Source organism: Streptoverticillium olivoreticuli subsp. olivoreticuli (assembly GCF_003391135.1).
In the GTDB taxonomy this organism is placed as follows: domain Bacteria; phylum Actinomycetota; class Actinomycetes; order Streptomycetales; family Streptomycetaceae; genus Streptomyces; species Streptomyces blastmyceticus.
In genome coordinates this window covers 6,384,652-6,402,780 of the sequence record NZ_CP031455.1, presented here as the reverse complement: position 1 = coordinate 6,402,780, position 18,129 = coordinate 6,384,652, and the positions used below count along the sequence as shown (strand labels likewise).

17 protein-coding genes are annotated in these 18,129 nt (G+C 73.0%); 6 read left to right on the top strand and 11 right to left on the bottom strand.

Translation table 11 applies throughout. The features are described from left to right. Positions 1-21 precede the first annotated feature (21 nt). The 3 genes from DXZ73_RS28535 (at position 22) to DXZ73_RS28525 (ending at position 2,481) form a co-directional block, all read left to right on the top strand. Positions 22-807: a TetR/AcrR family transcriptional regulator gene (locus tag DXZ73_RS28535; protein WP_116213891.1), complete on the top strand. Its 786-nt coding sequence runs from the start codon at positions 22-24 to the stop codon at positions 805-807. Positions 808-902: 95 nt separating this feature from the next. Beyond that, positions 903-1,172: a hypothetical protein gene (locus DXZ73_RS28530; protein WP_116213890.1), complete on the top strand. Its 270-nt coding sequence runs from the start codon at positions 903-905 to the stop codon at positions 1,170-1,172. A 166-nt stretch (positions 1,173-1,338) separates the two neighbouring features. Further along, positions 1,339-2,481 (top strand): C40 family peptidase, encoded by a 1,143-nt coding sequence (locus DXZ73_RS28525; RefSeq protein ID WP_240351524.1) that lies wholly within the window; start codon positions 1,339-1,341, stop codon positions 2,479-2,481. Between the two features lie 280 nt (positions 2,482-2,761). Here DXZ73_RS28525 and DXZ73_RS28520 read toward each other — a convergent pair whose 3' ends face one another. Genes DXZ73_RS28520 through DXZ73_RS28500 form a run of 5 tightly spaced genes read right to left on the bottom strand, consistent with a single transcriptional unit; the run spans position 2,762 to position 8,262 of the window. Next, positions 2,762-4,015 (bottom strand): styrene monooxygenase/indole monooxygenase family protein, encoded by a 1,254-nt coding sequence (locus DXZ73_RS28520; RefSeq protein ID WP_116213888.1) that lies wholly within the window; start codon positions 4,013-4,015, stop codon positions 2,762-2,764. 57 nt (positions 4,016-4,072) lie between these two features. After that, complete coding sequence (locus DXZ73_RS28515; protein ID WP_116213887.1) at positions 4,073-4,699, bottom strand: GTP-binding protein; 627 nt, start codon at positions 4,697-4,699, stop codon at positions 4,073-4,075. Positions 4,700-4,727: 28 nt separating this feature from the next. Further along, complete coding sequence (locus DXZ73_RS28510; protein WP_116213886.1) at positions 4,728-5,141, bottom strand: DUF742 domain-containing protein; 414 nt, start codon at positions 5,139-5,141, stop codon at positions 4,728-4,730. Further along, a complete protein-coding gene (locus tag DXZ73_RS28505) occupies positions 5,138-5,623 on the bottom strand; it encodes a roadblock/LC7 domain-containing protein (RefSeq protein WP_240351523.1) in 486 nt (161 codons plus the stop codon). The genes DXZ73_RS28510 and DXZ73_RS28505 overlap by 4 nt, the downstream gene beginning before the upstream one ends. A gap of 26 nt (positions 5,624-5,649) precedes the next feature. Then, positions 5,650-8,262, bottom strand: a complete 2,613-nt coding sequence (locus DXZ73_RS28500; RefSeq protein ID WP_240351522.1) for a sensor histidine kinase — start codon at positions 8,260-8,262, stop codon at positions 5,650-5,652. Positions 8,263-8,497: 235 nt separating this feature from the next. Between DXZ73_RS28500 and DXZ73_RS28495 the strand changes: the two genes are divergently transcribed. Beyond that, a complete protein-coding gene (locus DXZ73_RS28495) occupies positions 8,498-9,262 on the top strand; it encodes a hypothetical protein (protein WP_116213883.1) in 765 nt (254 codons plus the stop codon). Positions 9,263-9,496: 234 nt separating this feature from the next. On the opposite strand, the gene DXZ73_RS28490 is transcribed toward DXZ73_RS28495, so the two are convergent. Further along, positions 9,497-9,970 (bottom strand): MarR family winged helix-turn-helix transcriptional regulator, encoded by a 474-nt coding sequence (locus tag DXZ73_RS28490; protein ID WP_240351521.1) that lies wholly within the window; start codon positions 9,968-9,970, stop codon positions 9,497-9,499. A 218-nt stretch (positions 9,971-10,188) separates the two neighbouring features. Between DXZ73_RS28490 and DXZ73_RS28485 the strand changes: the two genes are divergently transcribed. Continuing rightward, positions 10,189-11,055: a lysozyme gene (locus tag DXZ73_RS28485; RefSeq protein ID WP_116213881.1), complete on the top strand. Its 867-nt coding sequence runs from the start codon at positions 10,189-10,191 to the stop codon at positions 11,053-11,055. Positions 11,056-11,128: 73 nt separating this feature from the next. Here DXZ73_RS28485 and DXZ73_RS28480 read toward each other — a convergent pair whose 3' ends face one another. The 4 genes from DXZ73_RS28480 to DXZ73_RS28465 all read right to left on the bottom strand — a co-directional run bounded on the left by DXZ73_RS28480 (position 11,129) and on the right by DXZ73_RS28465 (position 17,420). Beyond that, positions 11,129-13,885, bottom strand: coding sequence for a M4 family metallopeptidase (locus DXZ73_RS28480; RefSeq protein ID WP_116213880.1), 2,757 nt, complete (start codon positions 13,883-13,885; stop codon positions 11,129-11,131). Between the two features lie 190 nt (positions 13,886-14,075). After that, entirely contained in the window at positions 14,076-14,633 is a 558-nt protein-coding gene (locus tag DXZ73_RS28475) for a Uma2 family endonuclease (protein ID WP_116215919.1), read from the bottom strand. 123 nt (positions 14,634-14,756) lie between these two features. Next, on the bottom strand, positions 14,757-15,215 hold the full coding sequence (locus DXZ73_RS28470) for a (2Fe-2S)-binding protein (RefSeq protein ID WP_116213879.1): 459 nt from the start codon (positions 15,213-15,215) through the stop codon (positions 14,757-14,759). A gap of 18 nt (positions 15,216-15,233) precedes the next feature. Then, the gene (locus DXZ73_RS28465; RefSeq protein WP_116213878.1) at positions 15,234-17,420 is read right to left on the bottom strand and encodes a xanthine dehydrogenase family protein molybdopterin-binding subunit; all 2,187 of its coding nucleotides are present in this window, start codon (positions 17,418-17,420) and stop codon (positions 15,234-15,236) included. A 140-nt stretch (positions 17,421-17,560) separates the two neighbouring features. Between DXZ73_RS28465 and DXZ73_RS28460 the strand changes: the two genes are divergently transcribed. Further along, positions 17,561-17,881 (top strand): hypothetical protein, encoded by a 321-nt coding sequence (locus tag DXZ73_RS28460; RefSeq protein ID WP_205519252.1) that lies wholly within the window; start codon positions 17,561-17,563, stop codon positions 17,879-17,881. Positions 17,882-17,934: 53 nt separating this feature from the next. Here DXZ73_RS28460 and DXZ73_RS38405 read toward each other — a convergent pair whose 3' ends face one another. After that, complete coding sequence (locus tag DXZ73_RS38405; protein ID WP_162890361.1) at positions 17,935-18,108, bottom strand: hypothetical protein; 174 nt, start codon at positions 18,106-18,108, stop codon at positions 17,935-17,937. Positions 18,109-18,129 lie beyond the last annotated feature (21 nt).

Sequence of the window (18,129 nt, the reverse complement as noted above, 5' to 3'; positions counted from 1 at the left end):
CGGGCGGATACCCTGCCGTGCATGAACGGCAGCGGAACCGCACCGACTCCGTCCCCCCGCACCACCTACCGCAGGCTCGGCGTCGAGGAGCGCCGCACCCAGCTGATCGCCGCCGCGCTCGCGCTCTTCGCGCACCGCGCGCCCGAGGACGTGTCCCTGGACGAGGTCGCGGCCGCCGCCGAGGTGTCACGGCCGCTCGTCTACCGCTACTTCCCCGGCGGCAAGCCCCAGTTGTACGAGGCCGCCCTGCGCAGCGCCGCCGACGACCTCCAGCTGTGCTTCGCCGAACCGCAGACCGGCCCCCTCACCGGCCGGCTGTCCGCCGCCCTCGACCGCTACCTCGGCTTCGTCGACGAGCACGACGCGGGGTTCAGCGCCCTGCTCCAGGGCGGCAGCGTCGTCGAGACCTCCCGCACGGGCGCGATCGTGGACGGCGTCCGCCGCGCCGCCGCCGAGCAGGTCCTCGCCCACCTGCGGGTACCCGAACCCGGGCCCCGGCTGCGGATGACGGTCCGTACGTGGATCACGGCGGTCGAGGCGGCGTCCCTGATCTGGCTGGACGAGGGCAAGCAACCGCCGCTGCCGGAGCTGCGCGACTGGCTGGTCGACGAGTTCCTGGCCCTGCTGCTCGCCACGGGGGCCGGGGACGAGCAGGTGTCGAAGGTGGTGCGGGCCGTGCTTTCGCTGGAGACACCGGAGGGGCGGGCGGGGCTGCTGGCGCGGCGGGTGGCACCGATGCTCTCGGCGGCGGACCACCTGCTGTGTCGGCCTCGGGTGCCGGGCGGTACGAGTGATCCGGGGGCGTAGCTCCGCCGCCTCATACCGCTCGGCGGGCACGGCCGGCCCGGATGGACCGCCCTACGGACGCGGGGTCCCGGGCGGGGCTGACGCAGACTGGTGATGTGAGAAGCGAAAATACGCCCTTCGTGGGCGGTCCCCTGGACGGGCGCGTACTGCCGGTACTGCTCGGGCTCTCCGGGCACCCGCCGAAGACCTACGAGATCCCCGTGCCGGACGGGAACGGGGGGACCGAGGTCGTACACGTGTACAGGCGGGTCCAGGCGGGCACGACGCGGCGGCTGGGGCTGCACAAGGGCTGGAAGTACGAGTACGACCCGGAGGGCGAGCCCGGCGGCGGCCTCAAGTGGCCGTGGTCGCGCCCCGGCGCGTAGGGCGGGCCGGGGGCCGGTGACGAGCGCCCCGCCGAACGGGTGACGGGCGGGCGACCGAGGGGTGAGCGGGTTAGGCGGATTCGCCCACCCCACTGCCGCAACCCCGGCCACCATGGCACGATCCTCCTTGGGCAAACGATCACGCCCACTCATCGGAGGTGAGCCCGTGTCAGGACGGTTCGTGCGTTCTGTCTGCACGGCGGCGCTGATAGCCGGCGCCGCGTCGCTCGTACTGCCCGCGCCCACGGCGTCGGCGGCACCCGCCGACCCGCCCGACCAGCCCGTGAGCTCCCTGCTCTCCCAGCTCCAGTCGCTCTACCGCAGGACCGAGGAAGCGACGGAGAAGTACAACGCGACCGAGGAGCGCCTGAAGAAACAGCGCGACCGGGTGAAGAAGATAGACGAGGACCTCGCCGACGCGCGGATCGCGCTCACCGGCAGCCGGGATGCCGCCGGGCGGCTGGCCCGGGAGCAGTACCAGGGCACCAGCGGCACCCTCTCCCCGTACATGGGCTTCCTCTTCGGCTCCGACCCCCAGCAGGCCCTCGACCGGGGCCACCAGCTCCAGCGGGCCGCCGGGCAGCGCGCCGCCACCGTCGGCCGGCTCGCGGAGAACGAGAAGCGGGCCGCGGACCTCGCGGGCAAGGCGCAGGACGCCCTCAACGCACAGCAGACGCTCGCCGCCCAGCAGAAGCAGCAGCGCGACGACGTGCGCAAGAGCCTCAACCAGGTCGAGAAGATGCTGGCCTCGCTGACCGGCGAGCAGCTCTCCGAGCTGCGGAAGCTGGAGCAGAAGGACATCGGCGAGGCCCAGCGCAAGCTGCTGGCCTCCGGGCGGCTGGGCAGATCGGCCATGCCGTCCGCGCTCGGCGGGAAGGCCCTGGAGTACGCGTACCAGCAGATAGGCAAGCCCTACGTGTGGGGCGCGGCCGGCCCGGACTCCTTCGACTGCTCCGGCCTCACGTCCCAGGCGTGGGCCCACGCGGGTGACGTCATCCCGCGGACGAGCCAGGAGCAGTGGAAGTCCCTGCCGAGGGTTCCGCTGGACGAGATCCGCCCCGGTGACCTGGTGATCTACTTCGAGGGGGCGACGCACGTCGCGATCTACATCGGCAACGGCCTCGTCATACAGGCGCCGCGGCCGGGGGCGACGGTGAAGGTCTCGCCGATCGCGGCGAACCCGCTGCTGGGGGTGGTGCGGCCGGACGCGGCGGCGCCGGCGTTGCGGGCGTACGATCCGCCGTCTTTGCCGAGTGGTTCGGCTACGGGGTCCGACGCGGGGTACGGGCGCCCGGGCGCGCCCTCCTGAACCCGGGGCTCCGCCCCAGACCCCGAAGCACGCTCCGCGCGCTGTCCTCAATCGCCGGACGGGCTGATTGTGCTGGCCACGGTCAGCACAATCAGCCCGTCCGGCGATTGAGGACGCGCCCGCAGGGCGCCCCCGCCGCAGGCGGCGAACCGGCCCGCAGCCGGGGGTCCGGGGCGGAGCCCCGGCCTCGGCGGAGCCGAGTATCAGACGCTGCGGGAAGGGGCGGGGCTGGGGAAACAAACCCGCCGGGCCGCACCCGAGCACGGGTCCGGGGCAGAGGCTAACCCTCCGCCACGCTCGACACATACGCCGCCGCCCGCTCCGCGTCGTAGAAGAAGTCCTCAAGGTCCGACGGATCGTCCACGCCCCGCGCCAAGCGGTCCGCCACCGGCTGGTGAGTCGCCGCCGCAGTCATGAGGTCCAGGACATGCTCCGGCCAGGAGTCGAGCATCGCGTTCGTCCACCGCGTCGTGTGGCGCGCCGATTCCCAGTGCCGGTCGAAGGCGGTCCGCATCCACGCCTCGTCGAAGGGCCGCTCCCCCCGCTCCACGATCGAGGCGAGATAGGAAGCCGCGCACTTCGCGGCCGAGCCGGCGCCCTGGCCGGTGACGGGGTCGTCGGCTACGACCGTGTCCGCCACGCCGAGGACCAGGCCGCCGGAGGGCAGCCGGGCGACGGGGTGCCGGACGGTGGGGGCGTGGCGGCCGACGGCCAGCGTGGCGTTGGCGTCGGTCAGTTCGACCTCCGTGGCCCGCGCGTATTCCCACGGGGCGAACCGTTCCAGCAGCTCCAGCGTCCGGGCCAGGTGCTCGCTCGGGCCCGTCGTCTCCCGGAAGACGTCCAGCGGACCGCCGGGCAGGCCCGCCCAGAGCAGGAGGTCGGCGCGGCCGGAGAGAGTGAGGGTGGGGACGACGAAGAGCTCGCCGACGCCGGGGACGAGGGTGCAGCGGACCGCGTCGAGACCGGGGTGCTCGGGGCGGGGGCCGAGCCCGTGCACACAGGCGACGGCGAGGGCCCGCCGCGGGGCGGAGTGCGGGGAGCGGTCCGCGTCCCGGCCGAACAGGGACGCCAGCTCGCCCCTGCCCACGGCGGCAAGCACCAGGTCGTAGCGCCCGGCGAGGACGTCGAGGTCGGAGACGGTCGCGGCGTGGATGACGAGCCGGCCGCCGCGCTCGGCGAAGGTGTCCAGCCAGCCGGCCGTCTTCACCCGCCGGTCGACGGACTGGGCGCAGCCGTCGAGCCTGCCGAGCCAGTCGACGACCCGGGTGCGGCCGCCGGTGGCCGGCTCGGGGCCGGCCACGGAGACGCCCAGGCCCTCGATCCGCGGGGCGCGGGCCGTCCAGAAGTCGAGCCCGAGCTCGCGCTCGTGGCGCAGCGCGGCCGGGAAGAGGCACTGGGGTGCCATGATCCGGCCGGAGCGCACCTCGTCGGCGGTGCGGTGGGACAGCAGGGTCACGTCGTACCCCTTGGACTGCAGGCCGAGGGCCAGCTGGAGGCCGGACTGGCCCGCTCCGACGATGAGGATCCGGCGCATGGGTGAAGCTCCTTCGTACGGGCGTGGCGCCGCGCCGCACCGGGCGGGGTGTGGCGGTTATCCGGGTGTGGTGTCGAGGGCCCGGCCGACGAGGATCAGCAGGGTGTCGACGACCGCGACCCGCTGCCTGGCGTCCATCTGGACCAGGGGCACCTGGTGGGGCAGGGCGAGGGCCTCGCGCACCTCTTCCGGGTCGTGGCGCGCGGTGCCCTCGAACTGGTTGACGGCGACGATGTACGGCAGGCCCGCGCTGTCGAAGTAGTCGAGGGCGGGGAAGCAGTCGGCCAGGCGCCGGGTGTCGGCCATGACGACCGCGCCGATCGCGCCGCGCACCAGGTCGTCCCACATGAACCAGAAGCGCTTCTGGCCGGGGGTGCCGAAGAGGTAGAGCACCAGGTCGGTGTCGAGGGTGATGCGCCCGAAGTCCATGGCGACGGTGGTCGTCGTCTTGTCCGGGGTGGCGGTGCGGTCGTCGACGGCCTCGCCCGCGACCGTCATGACCGCCTCGGTCCGCAGCGGGGTGATCTCGGAGACGGAGCCGACGAAGGTCGTCTTGCCGACGCCGAAGCCGCCCGCCACGACGATCTTCGTGGCGTGCGGGGCGCGGCTGCGGTCGGTCTGCCAGCCGCGGGGGACGTCGAGTGCGGCGGGCGGTCCCCCGCGCGTGGGGTCCTCGCCCCGCACCGCGAGGGCCGCCCTCCGGGGATCGGCGTCAGAGCCTGTGAAGTCCACCCAGCACCCTTTCCAGCAGCGCGCGGTCGGGCCGGCCCGTGCCGTGGCCGGTGTCGAAGACGCGGATCCTGCCCTGGTCGGCCAGTTCGAGGAGCAGGACCCGCACCACCCCGAGGGGCATTTTCAGCAGTGCGGCGATCTCCGCGACCGAGCGCAGCCGGAAGCAGAGTTCGACGATGGCGCGGGCCTCGGGCACGGCCCGTACCTCCGGGACGGAGCGGGGCGGCAGCGGCCCGCTCCCGTCCGGCGGCGGGCCGGGCGGGCCGTCGCCCGGGGTGTCGAGCGCCGCCACGAAGGTCTCGACGAGGAGCACCCGGCACCGGCGTTGCCTGCCGCCGGTGAGGGAGTAGGGGCGCACGCGGGCCGGTTTGCGGCAGAGGACCGCCTGGCTCATTCGACCGCCTCCACCGACTGCCGCAACTCCCTGCGGAGTTCGGGGGTGAGGACGTGCCCGGCCCGGCCGACGAAGAGCGCCATCTGATAGGCGACGACGCTCATGTCGCAGTCGGGGTCGGTGTGCACGCCCAGGAGCGAGCCATCGCTGATCGTCATCACGAACAGGCTCCCGTCCTCCATGGCGACCATCGTCTGCTTGACGACGCCGCCGTCCATCAGGCAGGCGGCTCCCGTCGTCAGGCTGCCCAGGCCCGCCACGATGGTGGCGAGGTCACCGGTGGAGCCGCGGGGGCCCGCGGGCCGGTCGAGGCCGGGCCGGGGGTCGCACTCGGGGTCGGAGGAGAGCAGGAGCAGACCGTCGGAGGAGACGACGGCGACGGACCGTACGCCCGGCACCTCGTCGACGAGACCGGCCAGCAGCCAGTGCAGATTGCGGGCTTCGTGGCTCAGCCCGTACACGGCGGGGCCGACAGGGGTCACGGGAGTCGCCTCCCGGGGAAATGCAGTCAACCGCGTGCCTCCTCGACAGTGCCGCCCTGAGCCGGCGGCCCCGCTTGGTTCGAATCAGTGGTGCGCGCCGCGATCTCCGCCACGGCGTCGCGCCGCCCCTCGGCCGCGCCCCGCTGGAATCCCGCGAGCTTGCGCCGCAGGGCCTCCGCGTCGACGCCCTGCCGCACCTGGGGCGCCTCGGCGCGCTGCGGTACGGGCTGGGGGGTGCGGCGGGGCAGGCCGTTGCCGGTGACCTGGGCCGAGCCCTGGCCGGGGACGGTGGGCGCGGGGCCGGCCGGGGCGCCGAGCGCCGACGGCCGGGCGTGCCGTCCCACGGGGACCGCGGGCGGCGGGCCGGTGGGCCGTATCCCGTCCGGGAGCTGCCCGGCGGGCGGATCCGCCGGGTGGACGGGCAGGGGGGACAGGGGCGGCAGGGGCGCGGGGGCGGCGTGTGCGCGGTTCCGACTGCCGGGGATCGTCGGCGAGTTGGCCTCGGCGACGGAGCCGGGGAGGTGGATCGGGGGTGCGGCCGCGGCGCCCGGCACGGGCGGGATGTCGCCGAGGCCGGTGACGGTGGGCGGCCCGTCGGCCAGGAGCACCGCGGGCAGGACGACGACGGCCGCGATGCCGCCCGTGGTCTGCTCGCGGAGCTGGACGCGGATGCCGTGCCGGGCGGCGAGCCGCGCGACCACATAGAGGCCGAGGCCCGGCGCCTGGCCGCCGTCGGCCGGGTGGGGGTCCGCGCCGCCCCCGACTCGTACCGGGCCGTCCGGGTCGGGGGCGGCGAGCAGGGAGTTGAGCCCGGCGAGCCGGTCGGGGGCGATGCCGATGCCCTCGTCCTGGACGGACAGCGCGATGTCGCCGGTCTCCAGGAGCCAGCCGGAGAGCTGGACCTGGGCGTCGGGCGGGGAGAACGTCGTGGCGTTCTCCAGGAGTTCGGCGACGAGGTGGCTGACGTCCTCGGAGGCGTGGCCGAAGAGCCGGGCGTGCGGGGGCAGCGACTGGATCCGCACGCGCTGGTACCGCTCGATCTCCCCCGCCGAGGCCCGCAGGACGTCCAGCAGGGGCACGGGCTCGGGGCGCCCGGTGACGCTGTCGGTCCCGGCGAGGACGAGCAGGTTCTCGCTGTTGCGGCGCATGCGGGTGGCGAGGTGGTCGAGCGTGAAGAGGGTCTCCAGGCGCTCGGGGTCGGTCTCGTGGGTCTCCATGCCCTCGATGACGGCGAGTTGGCGCTCGACGAGGCCGAGGGTGCGCAGGGAGAGCCCCACGAAGAGGCCGCGGGCCCGCTCGGCCGCGTCGCCGGGGTGCTCCGCCGTGCGGGCGGCCGCCTCCTGGGCCAGCTGCCCGGCGAGCTCCTCGTGCCGGTCGCGCAGGGCTTCGTGTTCCTCGGCGAGCAGGTGGCGGGCGGCGATGAGGCGGGTGCGCTCGCCTTCGAGGACGGCGATGCGCTCCTGCTGCCGGACGGCGGTCTCGTGGAGGACGTCGACGGCCCGCGCGGTCTCGGCGAACTCGTCGTCGCGGCCCTTGAAGCCGATGGGCTTCTCGGCGACGGGGTCGGAGCAGACGCGGCGGGCGCCGAGCCGCAGCGAGGTGAGCGGGCGGGTGATGGACCGGGCGGTCCGTACGCCGGTGAAGAGGGCGACGACCAGGCACAGCACGATCAGCCCGGCGCGCAGCTCCAGCGCGGTGAGCGCGGCGTGCCGCTGCGCTTCGAGGCGGTCCGTCCGGCCCACGGCGAGGTCCGACTCGGCCTGGCGCATCAGGTCCAGGCGGGAGCTGAGCGCCGAGCGCACCGGCTCGACGGGCTCGGCGGCCAGGGCCGCCGCGGTGACCTGGGGCCGGGTGAGGCGGTCGGTGTGGCCCGCGGCGGCGGCGACGTCGGGGCCGCTGACCGTACCGGCGTACGCGGAGCGGGACTTGGAGGTGGCGAGCCGGTCGAAGTCGGCGAGCGCGCCCTTCTCCGCCGCGGCGCTGCGCCGGGCGGCGGAGACGAGGGTGGCGTCGCCGTGCGCCGCGATGGCGCCGAGGAGCAGGGCGCGGGTGGCGGAGTCCTCCTCGACGGCGTGGCCGAGGGCGGGGAGGGCCGCGGCGTCGCCCCCGGTGCCGCCGTCGCCGTGCAGGGCGGCGGTGTCGGCGACGTTGTGAAGCGCCTGGACGATGCCGGTGTAGGCGGTGAAGACGGCCATGGCGTCGTCGCTGTCGAGGGCCTGGTGGCGGGCGCCGGTGAGGGCGTCGAGCCGGTCGCGCACGGCCGCGGGGGCGGCGGACCCGAAGTCCTCGATCTGCTGGTCGACATGGGCGCGTTGGCTCTTGATGGCGGCCGCCGCCGCGGTGTCGGAGCGGCCGCCCGCCACGTACTGCGTCGCGGCGTCGCGCTCGTCCGCGAGGGAGTGGGCGAGGGCGAGGGCCGGTGCGTCGGTGTCGGCGAGGGCCGCGAGCCGCTGGGCGCGGCTGAGTTCGCGGTCGGCGTCCACGGCGCCGAAGGCGCTCGCCGCGAGGACGGTGAGGGCGGTGACCGCGACGGAGGCGGTCAGCCGGTTACGCACGCGGGCGGTGCGCTCCCGCACCGCCGTGGACTGCCGCTCCCGCTCGCCGCCCCGCAGCCGCTTCTTCCGCACCGGTGCTCTCATTCTTCTCTCGCCTGCCCCACCCCTGGTACGGATTTGACCCTTTCAGCACCTCTGAGGAGAGGGTGCCCTTCGCCCGCCCGGCCACTCGAACGAGTGAACCTGGCCGAGGAATTGACTCGCGGTGCTTCACTCATCGCATACGGGCCAGGTCAGCACGTCACCTGGAGAACGCGGCATGTGCCTACAGGATGCGCACCCGCACGCCTTGATTTCCGGCATCCGGCACACTGGCCCCATGCGCATCGAACTCGCCACCCAGCCGGGGGATCCCCACCACCCGAACGAGGACTTTGCGTCCGTCGCCCTGCCGGCCTCGGGGCGCGGTGGCGCGCTGGTGCTGCTCGACGGGGTGACCCCGCCGCCGTCCGGCGGCACGGGCTGTACGCACGGCGTCCCCTGGTTCACCGCGCGGCTCGGCGGCGCCCTCCTGGAACTCGCCGTCTCACGGCCCGGCCTCGCGCTCGCCGACTGCCTCGCGGAGGCGATCTCCCGTACGGCGGACGCCCATCGCACCACCTGCGACCTCACCCACCGCCGCACGCCCCAGGCCACCGTCGTCGTGGCGCGCTGGGACGACGAGCGCGTGGAACACCTCGTCCTCTCCGACTCCGCCCTGCTCGTCGAGGCACCGGACGGCACGGTGACCGCGGTCCTCGACGACCGCATCGACCGCCTGCGCGCGCTCGGCCCCGTGACGGACGCGCAACGCAACGCGGACGGCGGCTTCTTCACGGCCGCGGCGTCCCCGTCCGTCGCCGGACTGGCGGTGACGGGGGTCTCCGAGCGCTCCTCGGTACGGGCGCTGGCGGCACTCACGGACGGGGCGGGGCGGTGGGTGGAGGTCTTCGGCGTCGGTGACTGGACGGAGTGCTTCGCGCTGGTGTCGAAGAGCGGGCCGCAGGCGCTGATCGATGCGGTGCGCTGCGCGGAGTCCGAGCCGGGGTGGCGGAGCGGGGGCAAGCGGCATGACGATGCGGCGGTGGTGTACGCGGAGCTCTAGGTGGGGGCGGGGGTTTTTCCCCAGCCCCGCCCCTTCCCGAAACTGGGGGGCAAGCCCCCCAGACCCCGGTCCTCAAACGCCGGACGGGCTGAATTCAGCCCGTGGGGGCACCTCCCAGCGGTAGCTGGGGGAGTTTGAGGACGCGCCCGCAAGGCGCTCCCGCCGCAGGCGGCAACGGACCCGCACCCAGCGGAAAGCGCAGGCGGCAGCGGACCCGCACCCAACAACAGACGGCTAACCCTCCGCGCTCACATTCAGCTGTCGGAGCAAGCGCGCCAGCTCCGCGATCTCCAGCCGATCCCAGTCCGCCAGCTTGCGTACGTACTGCGCCCGCCGGGCGTCCCGCACGCGCGTGAAGCGCGCGCGGCCCTCCTCCGTGATGCGGACCAGGGACGCGCGGCCGTCGGCCGGGTCGGGGGTGCGGGTGACGAGGCCGAGGTCGCCGAGGGCGCGCAGCTGCCGGCTCATGGTCGCCTTGCCGACGCCGAAGTACGCGGCGAGGTCCGTCGCGCGCTGCTCCCCCGCGTCCTCCAGCCGGACGAGGAGGCCGTAGGCGGCCGCCTCCAGTTCGGGGTGGACGGCGCGGGCCATCTCGCCGGACGAGGCGCGGGCGCGGCGGAGGAAGACGGCCAGCTCTCGTTCCAGCGCGAGGTAGGCCTGGTCCACACCACTGCTGTCCTCGGGACGCGGGGGAGTCGTCTGGTGCACGTCAGGGCCCTCTCCGGCTTTTCCGGCTGCTGAGAATTTCCGTCGGCCGCGGCACATAGCCGCAGCTCCGCCAGTATTTCGCAGGATCAGACCAACAACAGCACCGCGTCCCCACATGCCCGACGCGTCCGTGCTCGATATTTTGGGTATGACATGGTCACACCAATGCCGTGGCCTTCCGACCCCTCCCCCCACCCTGTCTCCCCCCGGAGTCCGCCATGCCCGCGCTCAGACCAGCTGCGGCCCGCCGCGAGCCCCCCACGGCCGTCGGCGTCCGCGTGCCCCTCCTGTCGTTACTTGTCGCCCTGTTGGCCCTGCTCGTCGCCCTGCCCGGCACCGCGTACGCCTCCCCCACGGCGAGCGGCAAGCGGCCGGCCCACCCCGAGCGGGACTGGCTCGGCTCCACCGTCCGCGGCCACGAGCACCCCACGGGCCGTATGCCGCCCCCCTCGCTCACCGCCTCCGTCGAGGGCGTCGACGTCAGCAGCCACAACGGCAACGTCCCCTGGTCCACCCTCTGGAACAGCGGCAACCGCTTCGCCTACGTCAAGGCCACCGAGGGCACGAGCTACACCAACCCGTACTTCGCCCAGCAGTACAACGGCTCCTACGACGTCGGGATGATCCGCGGCGCGTACCACTTCGCCCTGCCCGACAACTCCAGCGGTGCCGACCAGGCGACGTACTTCGCCACGCACGGCGGCGGCTGGTCCGGTGACGGCAGGACGCTGCCGGGGGTGCTCGACATCGAGTACAACCCCTACGGCTCGGTCTGTTACGGCATGGGCGCGGGCGCGCTGACCGACTGGATCGCGGACTTCCTCCGTACGTACCGGGCGCGCACCGGCCGGGACGCGGTGATCTACACCGCGACGGGCTGGTGGAAGCAGTGCACCGGCAACTACGGCGGCTTCGGCTCCACCGACCCGCTCTGGGCCCCGCGCTACGGCTCCTCCGTCGGCGAGCTCCCGGCGGGCTGGGGCTTCCACACCTTCTGGCAGTACACCGACACGGGCCCGACCGTCGGTGACCACAACCGCTTCAACGGCGCCTACAGCCGGCTCCAGGCGCTCGCCGACGGCTGAGGCACACCGGAAAAGACGCCGGGCCCCCCGCACATCGGCGCCGGGGGCCCGGTTCATTGCCTCATCTCACAGGTCAGCCGCAGGAGCCCGCCGGGCGGGTGCGGGTGACCAGGTCGGCGTAGCCGGTGGTGCCGTCGAGCCACACCACCTGCTTGCCCCCGGCCGCCGCGGCGGACGACTGCTCACCGCGGTTGCAGGAGACGCGGGCCCGCGTGGGGTCGGTCGAACCGTCCGTCGCGAACTGGAAGAGCTTCGGCAGCGCCTCGTTCTGCACGGCGCTCTCCGGCGGCAGGGAGGTGACCGTCACGGCGCTCTCCGAGGCCGTCAGGTCGAGGGGGAAGTACGCCTGCGCGCCCGTCTCCTTGCTGAGGTCGGTCACGCCGGTGCCGTCGAGGTTCGCGCGGCGCACCGAGGAACTGCCCTTGCCCTGGGCGTCGAAGTCGTACGCCAGCCAGAAGACGTGCTTGCCGTTGATGCCGGTCTGCCCGATGGCCGACGGCGTGTCGACCTGACCCATCACCGTCTTCTTGCCGGTCTTCAGGTCCAGCACCTCGGTGGTGGAGCGGAAACCGCCGCCCTCGGGAGCGACCCTCGCATAGGCGATCCGGCCGCCGTTGATCGACGCCGTGGCCGTGTCGGTCCCGGCGCGCCGGTCGTCCACCCAGGTCGGGGTCTTGTCGCCGGTCCGCAGGTAGCCGACGTGGCGGTCACCGAGAGCGACCTGCTCCTCGACGACCACGGTGTCGCCCTCGACACGCACCGCGTTGATCCCTGCGCTGGAGTAGAGCTTCTTGATCGTGCCGCCCGCGAGCGGCCGGGACAGCACGTCCATGCCCTTCGGGCCGACCGCCACCCACGCCACCGTCTTACCGTCCGTGGCCGGGTAGGCGTGGTAGCGCCCGTCGTTGGGGCTGATCAGCTTCTTCTCGCCGGTGCCGTCGGTGCGGCCCGCCCAGACCGAGTACGGCTCGGAGCCGTCGTCGTTGGACCGCGACGCGGCCCACCAGCCGCCGCCCGCGCCCACCCCGGTGCCCGCGGTGTTCACCTTGCCGGAGAGCAGGTCGGTGTCGACGCCGAGGGCCTGCTCCCAGTTGGGGACGATGCCGTGGGCGTTGAAGGAGCGTGTGACGGTGCCCAGTTCCTTCGCGGAGACGCCGAGCGCCTTGGCGGCGGCGATCACCGCGTCACGGCCCTCGGTGAAGCCGTCGAGCGGGGTCATGTACTCGGTGAGCGCCTTGTAGGCGATCTTGTCGGCGAGGGTGCGGCCGAGGTCCTGGCGGATGTTCCACAGCGCGCCCGAGAAGATGGTGGAGTTCAGGTGCACTCCGCCGTTGTCGGTGCCGAAGCCGACGCCCAGGAAGTTCTTGGAGGTCGTCTTGCCGTCGTTGAGGTCGCGGAACGCGCACTCGCGCGGCGACTTCTTGCGGCAGAGGTTCCCGCCGAGCAGGCCCGCGTCGGGGTCGTCCATGGAGATGCCGGCGGCGTCCACGGCGATGGCGTTGCCGAAGTAGTCGGCGAGCGCCTCGTTGAGGGCGCCGGACTGGCCCGCGTAGACGAGGTTGGCGGAGTTCTCCACGACGCCGTGCGTCATCTCGTGGCCGACCACGTCGAGGTCGGCGGAGAGCGTCTTGTACTCCTCGTCGCCCCCGCCGTACACCATCTTGGTGCCGTCCCAGAAGGCGTTGACGTACGCGCGGCCGCGGTCCGTGACGCCGACCAGGGAGTTGATGGCCATGCCCCGGCCGTCCAGGCTGTTCCGGCCGTGGACCTTCTTGTAGTAGTCGTAGACCTTGCCCGCCGCCCAGTGGGCGTCGACGGCGCCGGCCTCGGTGGCGTCCTTGCCGAAGTTCGGGCCGGGCGAGCCGAACTCCTTGATGCCGGAGGGCCAGCCGCCGGACGTCTCGCTGACATCCTTGCCTCGGGCGTCCCAGGTGGAGATCAGGTTCTGGGTGGAGTCCCACATCCGGGAGTAGTCGGTCATGACGTACTCGTTGCGGGCGGTGTCCTTGAACAGGCCGAGCTCGACGGTGGTGCCGTCGTACCTCACGCCGGAGCCCGCGACGCCGGGGCTGACGCCGTCGGCCTTGCCGGGGGTCCTGCCCACGGCGGACTTCGCGGAGGCCTCGGCGAGGGCCTTGCCCTTGCCGTCGGCTCCGAACGTCTTGATGCCGCTGTACTGCAGCACCGGGAAACCGGCCTTGGCGTCGATGTAGACCTCGCGCAGCACGGGCTTGCCGTCGGCCGGGTCGGTGCCGCGCACGGTGATGTGGTGCGTGAGGACGCCGGGGCCCTTGGGCACGATCACCAGGCCGTGCGCGGTGCCGGTCAGCGAGCGCGCCGCCCCGGGCTTGCCGGGCTGCTTGCCGCCGAGCTCGCGCAGGGTCGCCTCGACGGCCCTGCGCACCGCGAGCTCCTCGCCGACCTCGGCCTTCGTGTCGGCCTTCAGGCCGGTGAAGTACTTGCCGGAGGTGCCGGTGACGACGCGCTCGCCGTCCTTCTTCTCCATCCGTACGACGTACTGCCCGCCGAGTACGTCCACCCCGCGGTGCTTCTGCTGGAGCCGGACGATCTCGTCCCGGCCCGATCCCACGGTCTGCACGGGCCGCAGATCCCGCCCCGGGGCGGCGATGTGATAGCGGCCCTGCTTGTCGGCGAGGTGCTCGCGCGCGGCGTCGGCCGCGCTGCCGGTCGCCTTCACACCTTCGCGGATGCCGTCGACCAGGGAGGGGGTGGAGGTTCCCTTCCCCGGAATCACCTCGGCGGGCGCCGCGCCACCCGCGGCGACGGCCTGCCCGGGCACCACGGACACGACAAGGGCGGCAGCGCCCATCAGCGCCGCCGCCCCTGCTATGCCGCTCTTGGCGGCAGATCTTCCTGAACGCGCTCTGGATTTACGCAAGGTTGTTCCCCCTTGTACCTTCCGGAACATGTGCGGTCGTGGCACATGCAACCGGTGGGGTGGGGGCTGATCAATGATGCATGAGATTTGACCGGTGGCTTTCGGCCGCGCGGCGACGCGCTCAGTCGCGGGGGAACTCGTCGGTGGCGAGGGTCAGGCCGACGACGGTGTCGGTGAGGTCGATGGGGTCGCCGAACTTGAGCGGCGGCCCGGAGCGGTACTTGCCGTCTTTGGGGTCCGTGAAGAGCAGACACTCGCCGACATACGGGTCCACGATGATGTACACCGGCACACCCGCCAAAGCGAAGGCATCCTTCTTCGGCCCGTAGTCGTTCCTCGCGGTGCTCTTGGAGATCACCTCGGCGACGAACTCGACGTTCTCGTAACGCCAACGCCCCTCATCGTCCCTTGCCGCCCCTTCCTTGAACGTCGCGACATCACAGCAGAAACCGTTCAACTGGCCCGGGAAGTCGATGCGCACATCCGATGCCGTGCGACTCCTCGGGTACTTCGCCCGAAGTTGCTCGACAATGCCGAGAATGATCTCCCAGTGGATGTGCCGTTGCGGCGACATGTAGATGGCCCCCTCGACGATCTCTACCTTGTAGCCCTCGGGGACGGGCATCCGCTCCAGCCTGTCGAACAATTCGTCCAGGCTGAGCTTGTTGCTGTCGGCCATCACGATCCTGTCGGTCAGCGTGGCAGTCACTGTGCACTCCTCCCCGCTGCCCGTGGAATTCGGGCAGCCGGGTAGTACAACGATACGCACGGAAAACGGACACGCGACCGATCCCGGCCCATGTCACCCCATCCTCGCCGCCGCGCTCCGGATCGCCTCGCGGATGCGGAAGTACGTGCCGCAGCGGCAGACGTTGGCGATCTCGTCGAGGTCGGCGTCCGTGGGGTTCTTCGTGCGCTTCAGCAGGGCGACCGCCGCCATGATCTGGCCGGGCTGGCAGTAGCCGCACTGGGCGACGTCCTGCTCCAGCCACGCCTCCTGGACCGGGTGCAGGCGTTCGCCGTCGGCGAGGCCCTCGATGGTGGTCACCTCGCGGCCCTCGACGGTGGAGACGGGCACGACGCAGGGGCGTACGGCCTCGCCGTCCAGGTGGCTGGTGCACGCCTTGCAGACGTCGATGCCGCAGCCGTACTTGGGCCCGCGGATCCCGAGGTGATCGCGCAGCGCCCAGAGGAGGGGCAGGTCGTCGGGGGCGTCCACGGTGACGGCCTGGCCGTTGACGGTGAAACGGTGGGTGGGCATGGGGGCTCCTGTGGGGGCTCAGCGGGGGAAGGGGGTGAAGTCCACGTCGAAGTTGACCGGAAAGCGCCGCGGGCGCGTACCCGTGGCACGGGCGTACGCGTTCGCGATCGCCCCCACCGCCGCGGGCACCCCCAACTCCCCCGCCCCGCCCGGCTCTCCGGACGCCGGCATCACGAACACCCGCACATCCGTCGGCACGTCCCGCTGCCGCGCGTAGTGGAACTGCGAGTAGCTGCCCTCCAGCGGCAGCCCCTTGTCGAGGTGCAGCCCCGCCCTCAGGGTCGTCGAGATCGCGTCCGTCAGCCCGCCCAGCAGCTGCGCCTCCAGCCCTCGCGGGTTGACCGCCCTCCCGACGTCGGCCACGATCACCGCCTTGGTGACCCGGGGGCGCCGGGGGTCGGTCGCGTCGATCTCGACCAGGCAGGCCGTACGGGACTTGTACTCCTCGTGGAAGCCGATCCCCTGCGCGTGCCCGGCGGGCATCGGCCGCCCCCAGTCGCCCTCGCGCGCCGCCCTGTCGAGGACGGCCCGCTGGGCGGAGCTCTTGAGGGACGCACGCCGGAAGGCGACCGGGTCCTGGCCGAGCCGCTCCGCGAGTTCGTCGACGACGATCTCCTCGGCGCCGCGGGTGTTCGCCGAGTACACGGACCGCCAGGACGCGGTGGGCATCCGCAGCGGCACCTCGGTCAGGTGCTGGGTGGTGAGGCCGAAGCCGTAGGGCGACTTCACCGTCGTATGGAAGAGCGTCTGCGCGAACGTCGCGTTGCCGACGCTCCCGGGCAGCCGCGCCGCGGTCGCGGTGAGGATCTCGCCGAGCCCGTGCCGGAAGTCGGTCTCCACCGCGGCCACCCGGTGCTCGAAGCTCAGCACCCTGCCGAGCGCGTACGTGGCGCGGAGCCGGTGGTGGGTGGCGGGCCGCATCCGGCCGTGCCGCATGTCGTCGATGCGGGACCACATCAGCCGTACGGGCCGCCCGGCCGCCTTCGACACCTGGGCCGCCTCAAGCGCCGCGTCGAAGAACAGCCGCCGCCCGAACGAGCCGCCCGCCTGCACCACATGGACGGTGACCTTGTCGACGGGCAGGCCGAGTTCCTCGGCGATGGACTGCTGGGCGATGATCGGCGCCTTCAGCCCGGACCAGATCGTGGCCCGGTCCGGCGTGACGTCCGCGACCGCGGAGTTCGTCTCCATCGGCGCGTGGCTGACGAACGCGAAGTCGAACTCCGCGTCCAGGTGCGCGGTCAGCGGCGGAAGTTCGACCAGCGGGGCGGCCGCGTCGCGGAGCCTGGCGCGTACGTCGTCGTCGGAGAGGCCGTCGACGGTGCCGGGCCCCCAGACCACGTCGAGCGCGTTCTTCGCGTCGAGCGCCTGCCCGAACGTCTCGGCGACGACGGCCACACCGGTGGGGATCGCGAAGGTGCCGAGGACCCCGGGCATGGCCCGTACGGCGGCCTCGTTCCGTACGGACTTCACCGTGCCGCCCACGGTCGGCGGGCGGCGCACCATGCACGGCTTGGCGCCGGGGATGTCCAGGTCCAGGGTGTACTGCTGCTTGCCGGTGACCATCGCGCGGGCGTCGATGCGCGAGGCCGGGGTGCCGACGAGCCTGTGCGCGGACTCCGGCTTGGGCGTGGCGGTGAGCGCTCCGAGATCGCGCGCGGCGGCCGCGACCGCGAGCGAGGCGTACGGAGCGGTACGGCCGTCCGGCGCGTGGACGGCCCCGTCCCGGGTCGTGAGGGCGCCCGCCCCGAGGCCCCACTGGCGGGCGGCGGCCCGTACGAGCCGGGAGCGCGCGGCGGCCGCGGTCTGCCGGACGGGGTCGTAGAGCGATCGGATGGAGTTGGAGCTGCCCGTGAACTGACTGAACATCAGCTCGGGCCGGGCGTCCTCCAGTTGAACGCGCACCTGCCCGAGCGGCATGTCCAGCTCCTCGGCCACCAGCATCGCGACGGCCGTCGTCAGCCCCTGCCCGACCTCTTCCCTCGGCAGCCGGAAGGTGACACCACCGTCCTCGCCGACGGTCAGCACGAGCATGTGCGCGGTGGGCGCCCCGGCCAGGATCAGGATGTCGCCGAGGTCGACGATGTCGGCGACGGCCGCCTCGGCAGGCGCCTGGGCAGTGGCCACGGCGAGCGTCGGGGCGGCGATGAGGTAGGTGAGGAAGCGGCGTCTGCTGGGCGCGGTGGGCGCAGCCGGCTCCGTCATGGGGGCTCCTGTCGTGGGGGCGGCCGCTTGATCATTTACCGGCGGGTAGCGCGGGGGCAAGGGCGGGGGCCGCGCATCGGCGGTTTTTCCCCGCTGACCGGCGGGTGCCCTGACGGGAGGACGCACGTAGCCTCAGGGCCATGGACGATTTACTGCCACCCTTGGCGATCTTCGGCGGCCTGGCCGCGGTCCTGTGCGGCTTCGCCTGGCTGGCGTTCCACGTGCGCCGCCGGGGCACCGCGGGCACGGGCGTCACCGCGGCGCTGGCGGCGTGGGAGGAGGCGTACCGCGTGACGTCCCATGAGTCCTACTTGGAGATCAAGGCGCAGGCGGAGCGGCAGTCCCCCATGGTGTCGCCGGACGGCCACTGGCGACCGGGCGTCCGCGACGCGAGCCGGAAGAGCGCTCCTGCTGGGCGCGTGCGCCTTCGGCGCATGGGGCGGCGGTGGCGGCGCAGCTGATCGGGCGGTACTTCGGGGCGCGGCACGCATGGCCACGCCCCGAAGCACTTCCGTCACGCATGCGCCTCCCAGATGTGGACGCCCATGGCCTCGGTCATCTTCGCTGCTGCCTGACGGTCGCCGTTAGCCAGCGCTTGCGCTCTCTTGTGCTTGATGTCGCGACACTTCTGACACCGGGGAGGCCGGGGCTCGGACGGGGTCCCGTGTTCGGTGACCTTGTCGCTCATGCCAGGCCCTGCTCTCGCCTG

Coding starts and splice junctions, on each gene's coding strand:
- DXZ73_RS28480 (WP_116213880.1), bottom strand. CDS start 13,885: ATGGGCGCTGCCGCCCTTGTCGTGTCCGTGGTGCCCGGGCAGGCCGTC.
- DXZ73_RS28470 (WP_116213879.1), bottom strand. CDS start 15,215: ATGCCCACCCACCGTTTCACCGTCAACGGCCAGGCCGTCACCGTGGAC.
- DXZ73_RS28460 (WP_205519252.1), top strand. CDS start 17,561: ATGGACGATTTACTGCCACCCTTGGCGATCTTCGGCGGCCTGGCCGCG.
- DXZ73_RS28485 (WP_116213881.1), top strand. CDS start 10,189: ATGCCCGCGCTCAGACCAGCTGCGGCCCGCCGCGAGCCCCCCACGGCC.
- DXZ73_RS38405 (WP_162890361.1), bottom strand. CDS start 18,108: ATGAGCGACAAGGTCACCGAACACGGGACCCCGTCCGAGCCCCGGCCT.
- DXZ73_RS28535 (WP_116213891.1), top strand. CDS start 22: ATGAACGGCAGCGGAACCGCACCGACTCCGTCCCCCCGCACCACCTAC.
- DXZ73_RS28495 (WP_116213883.1), top strand. CDS start 8,498: ATGCGCATCGAACTCGCCACCCAGCCGGGGGATCCCCACCACCCGAAC.
- DXZ73_RS28465 (WP_116213878.1), bottom strand. CDS start 17,420: ATGACGGAGCCGGCTGCGCCCACCGCGCCCAGCAGACGCCGCTTCCTC.
- DXZ73_RS28500 (WP_240351522.1), bottom strand. CDS start 8,262: ATGAGAGCACCGGTGCGGAAGAAGCGGCTGCGGGGCGGCGAGCGGGAG.
- DXZ73_RS28520 (WP_116213888.1), bottom strand. CDS start 4,015: ATGCGCCGGATCCTCATCGTCGGAGCGGGCCAGTCCGGCCTCCAGCTG.
- DXZ73_RS28475 (WP_116215919.1), bottom strand. CDS start 14,633: ATGGCCGACAGCAACAAGCTCAGCCTGGACGAATTGTTCGACAGGCTG.
- DXZ73_RS28510 (WP_116213886.1), bottom strand. CDS start 5,141: ATGAGCCAGGCGGTCCTCTGCCGCAAACCGGCCCGCGTGCGCCCCTAC.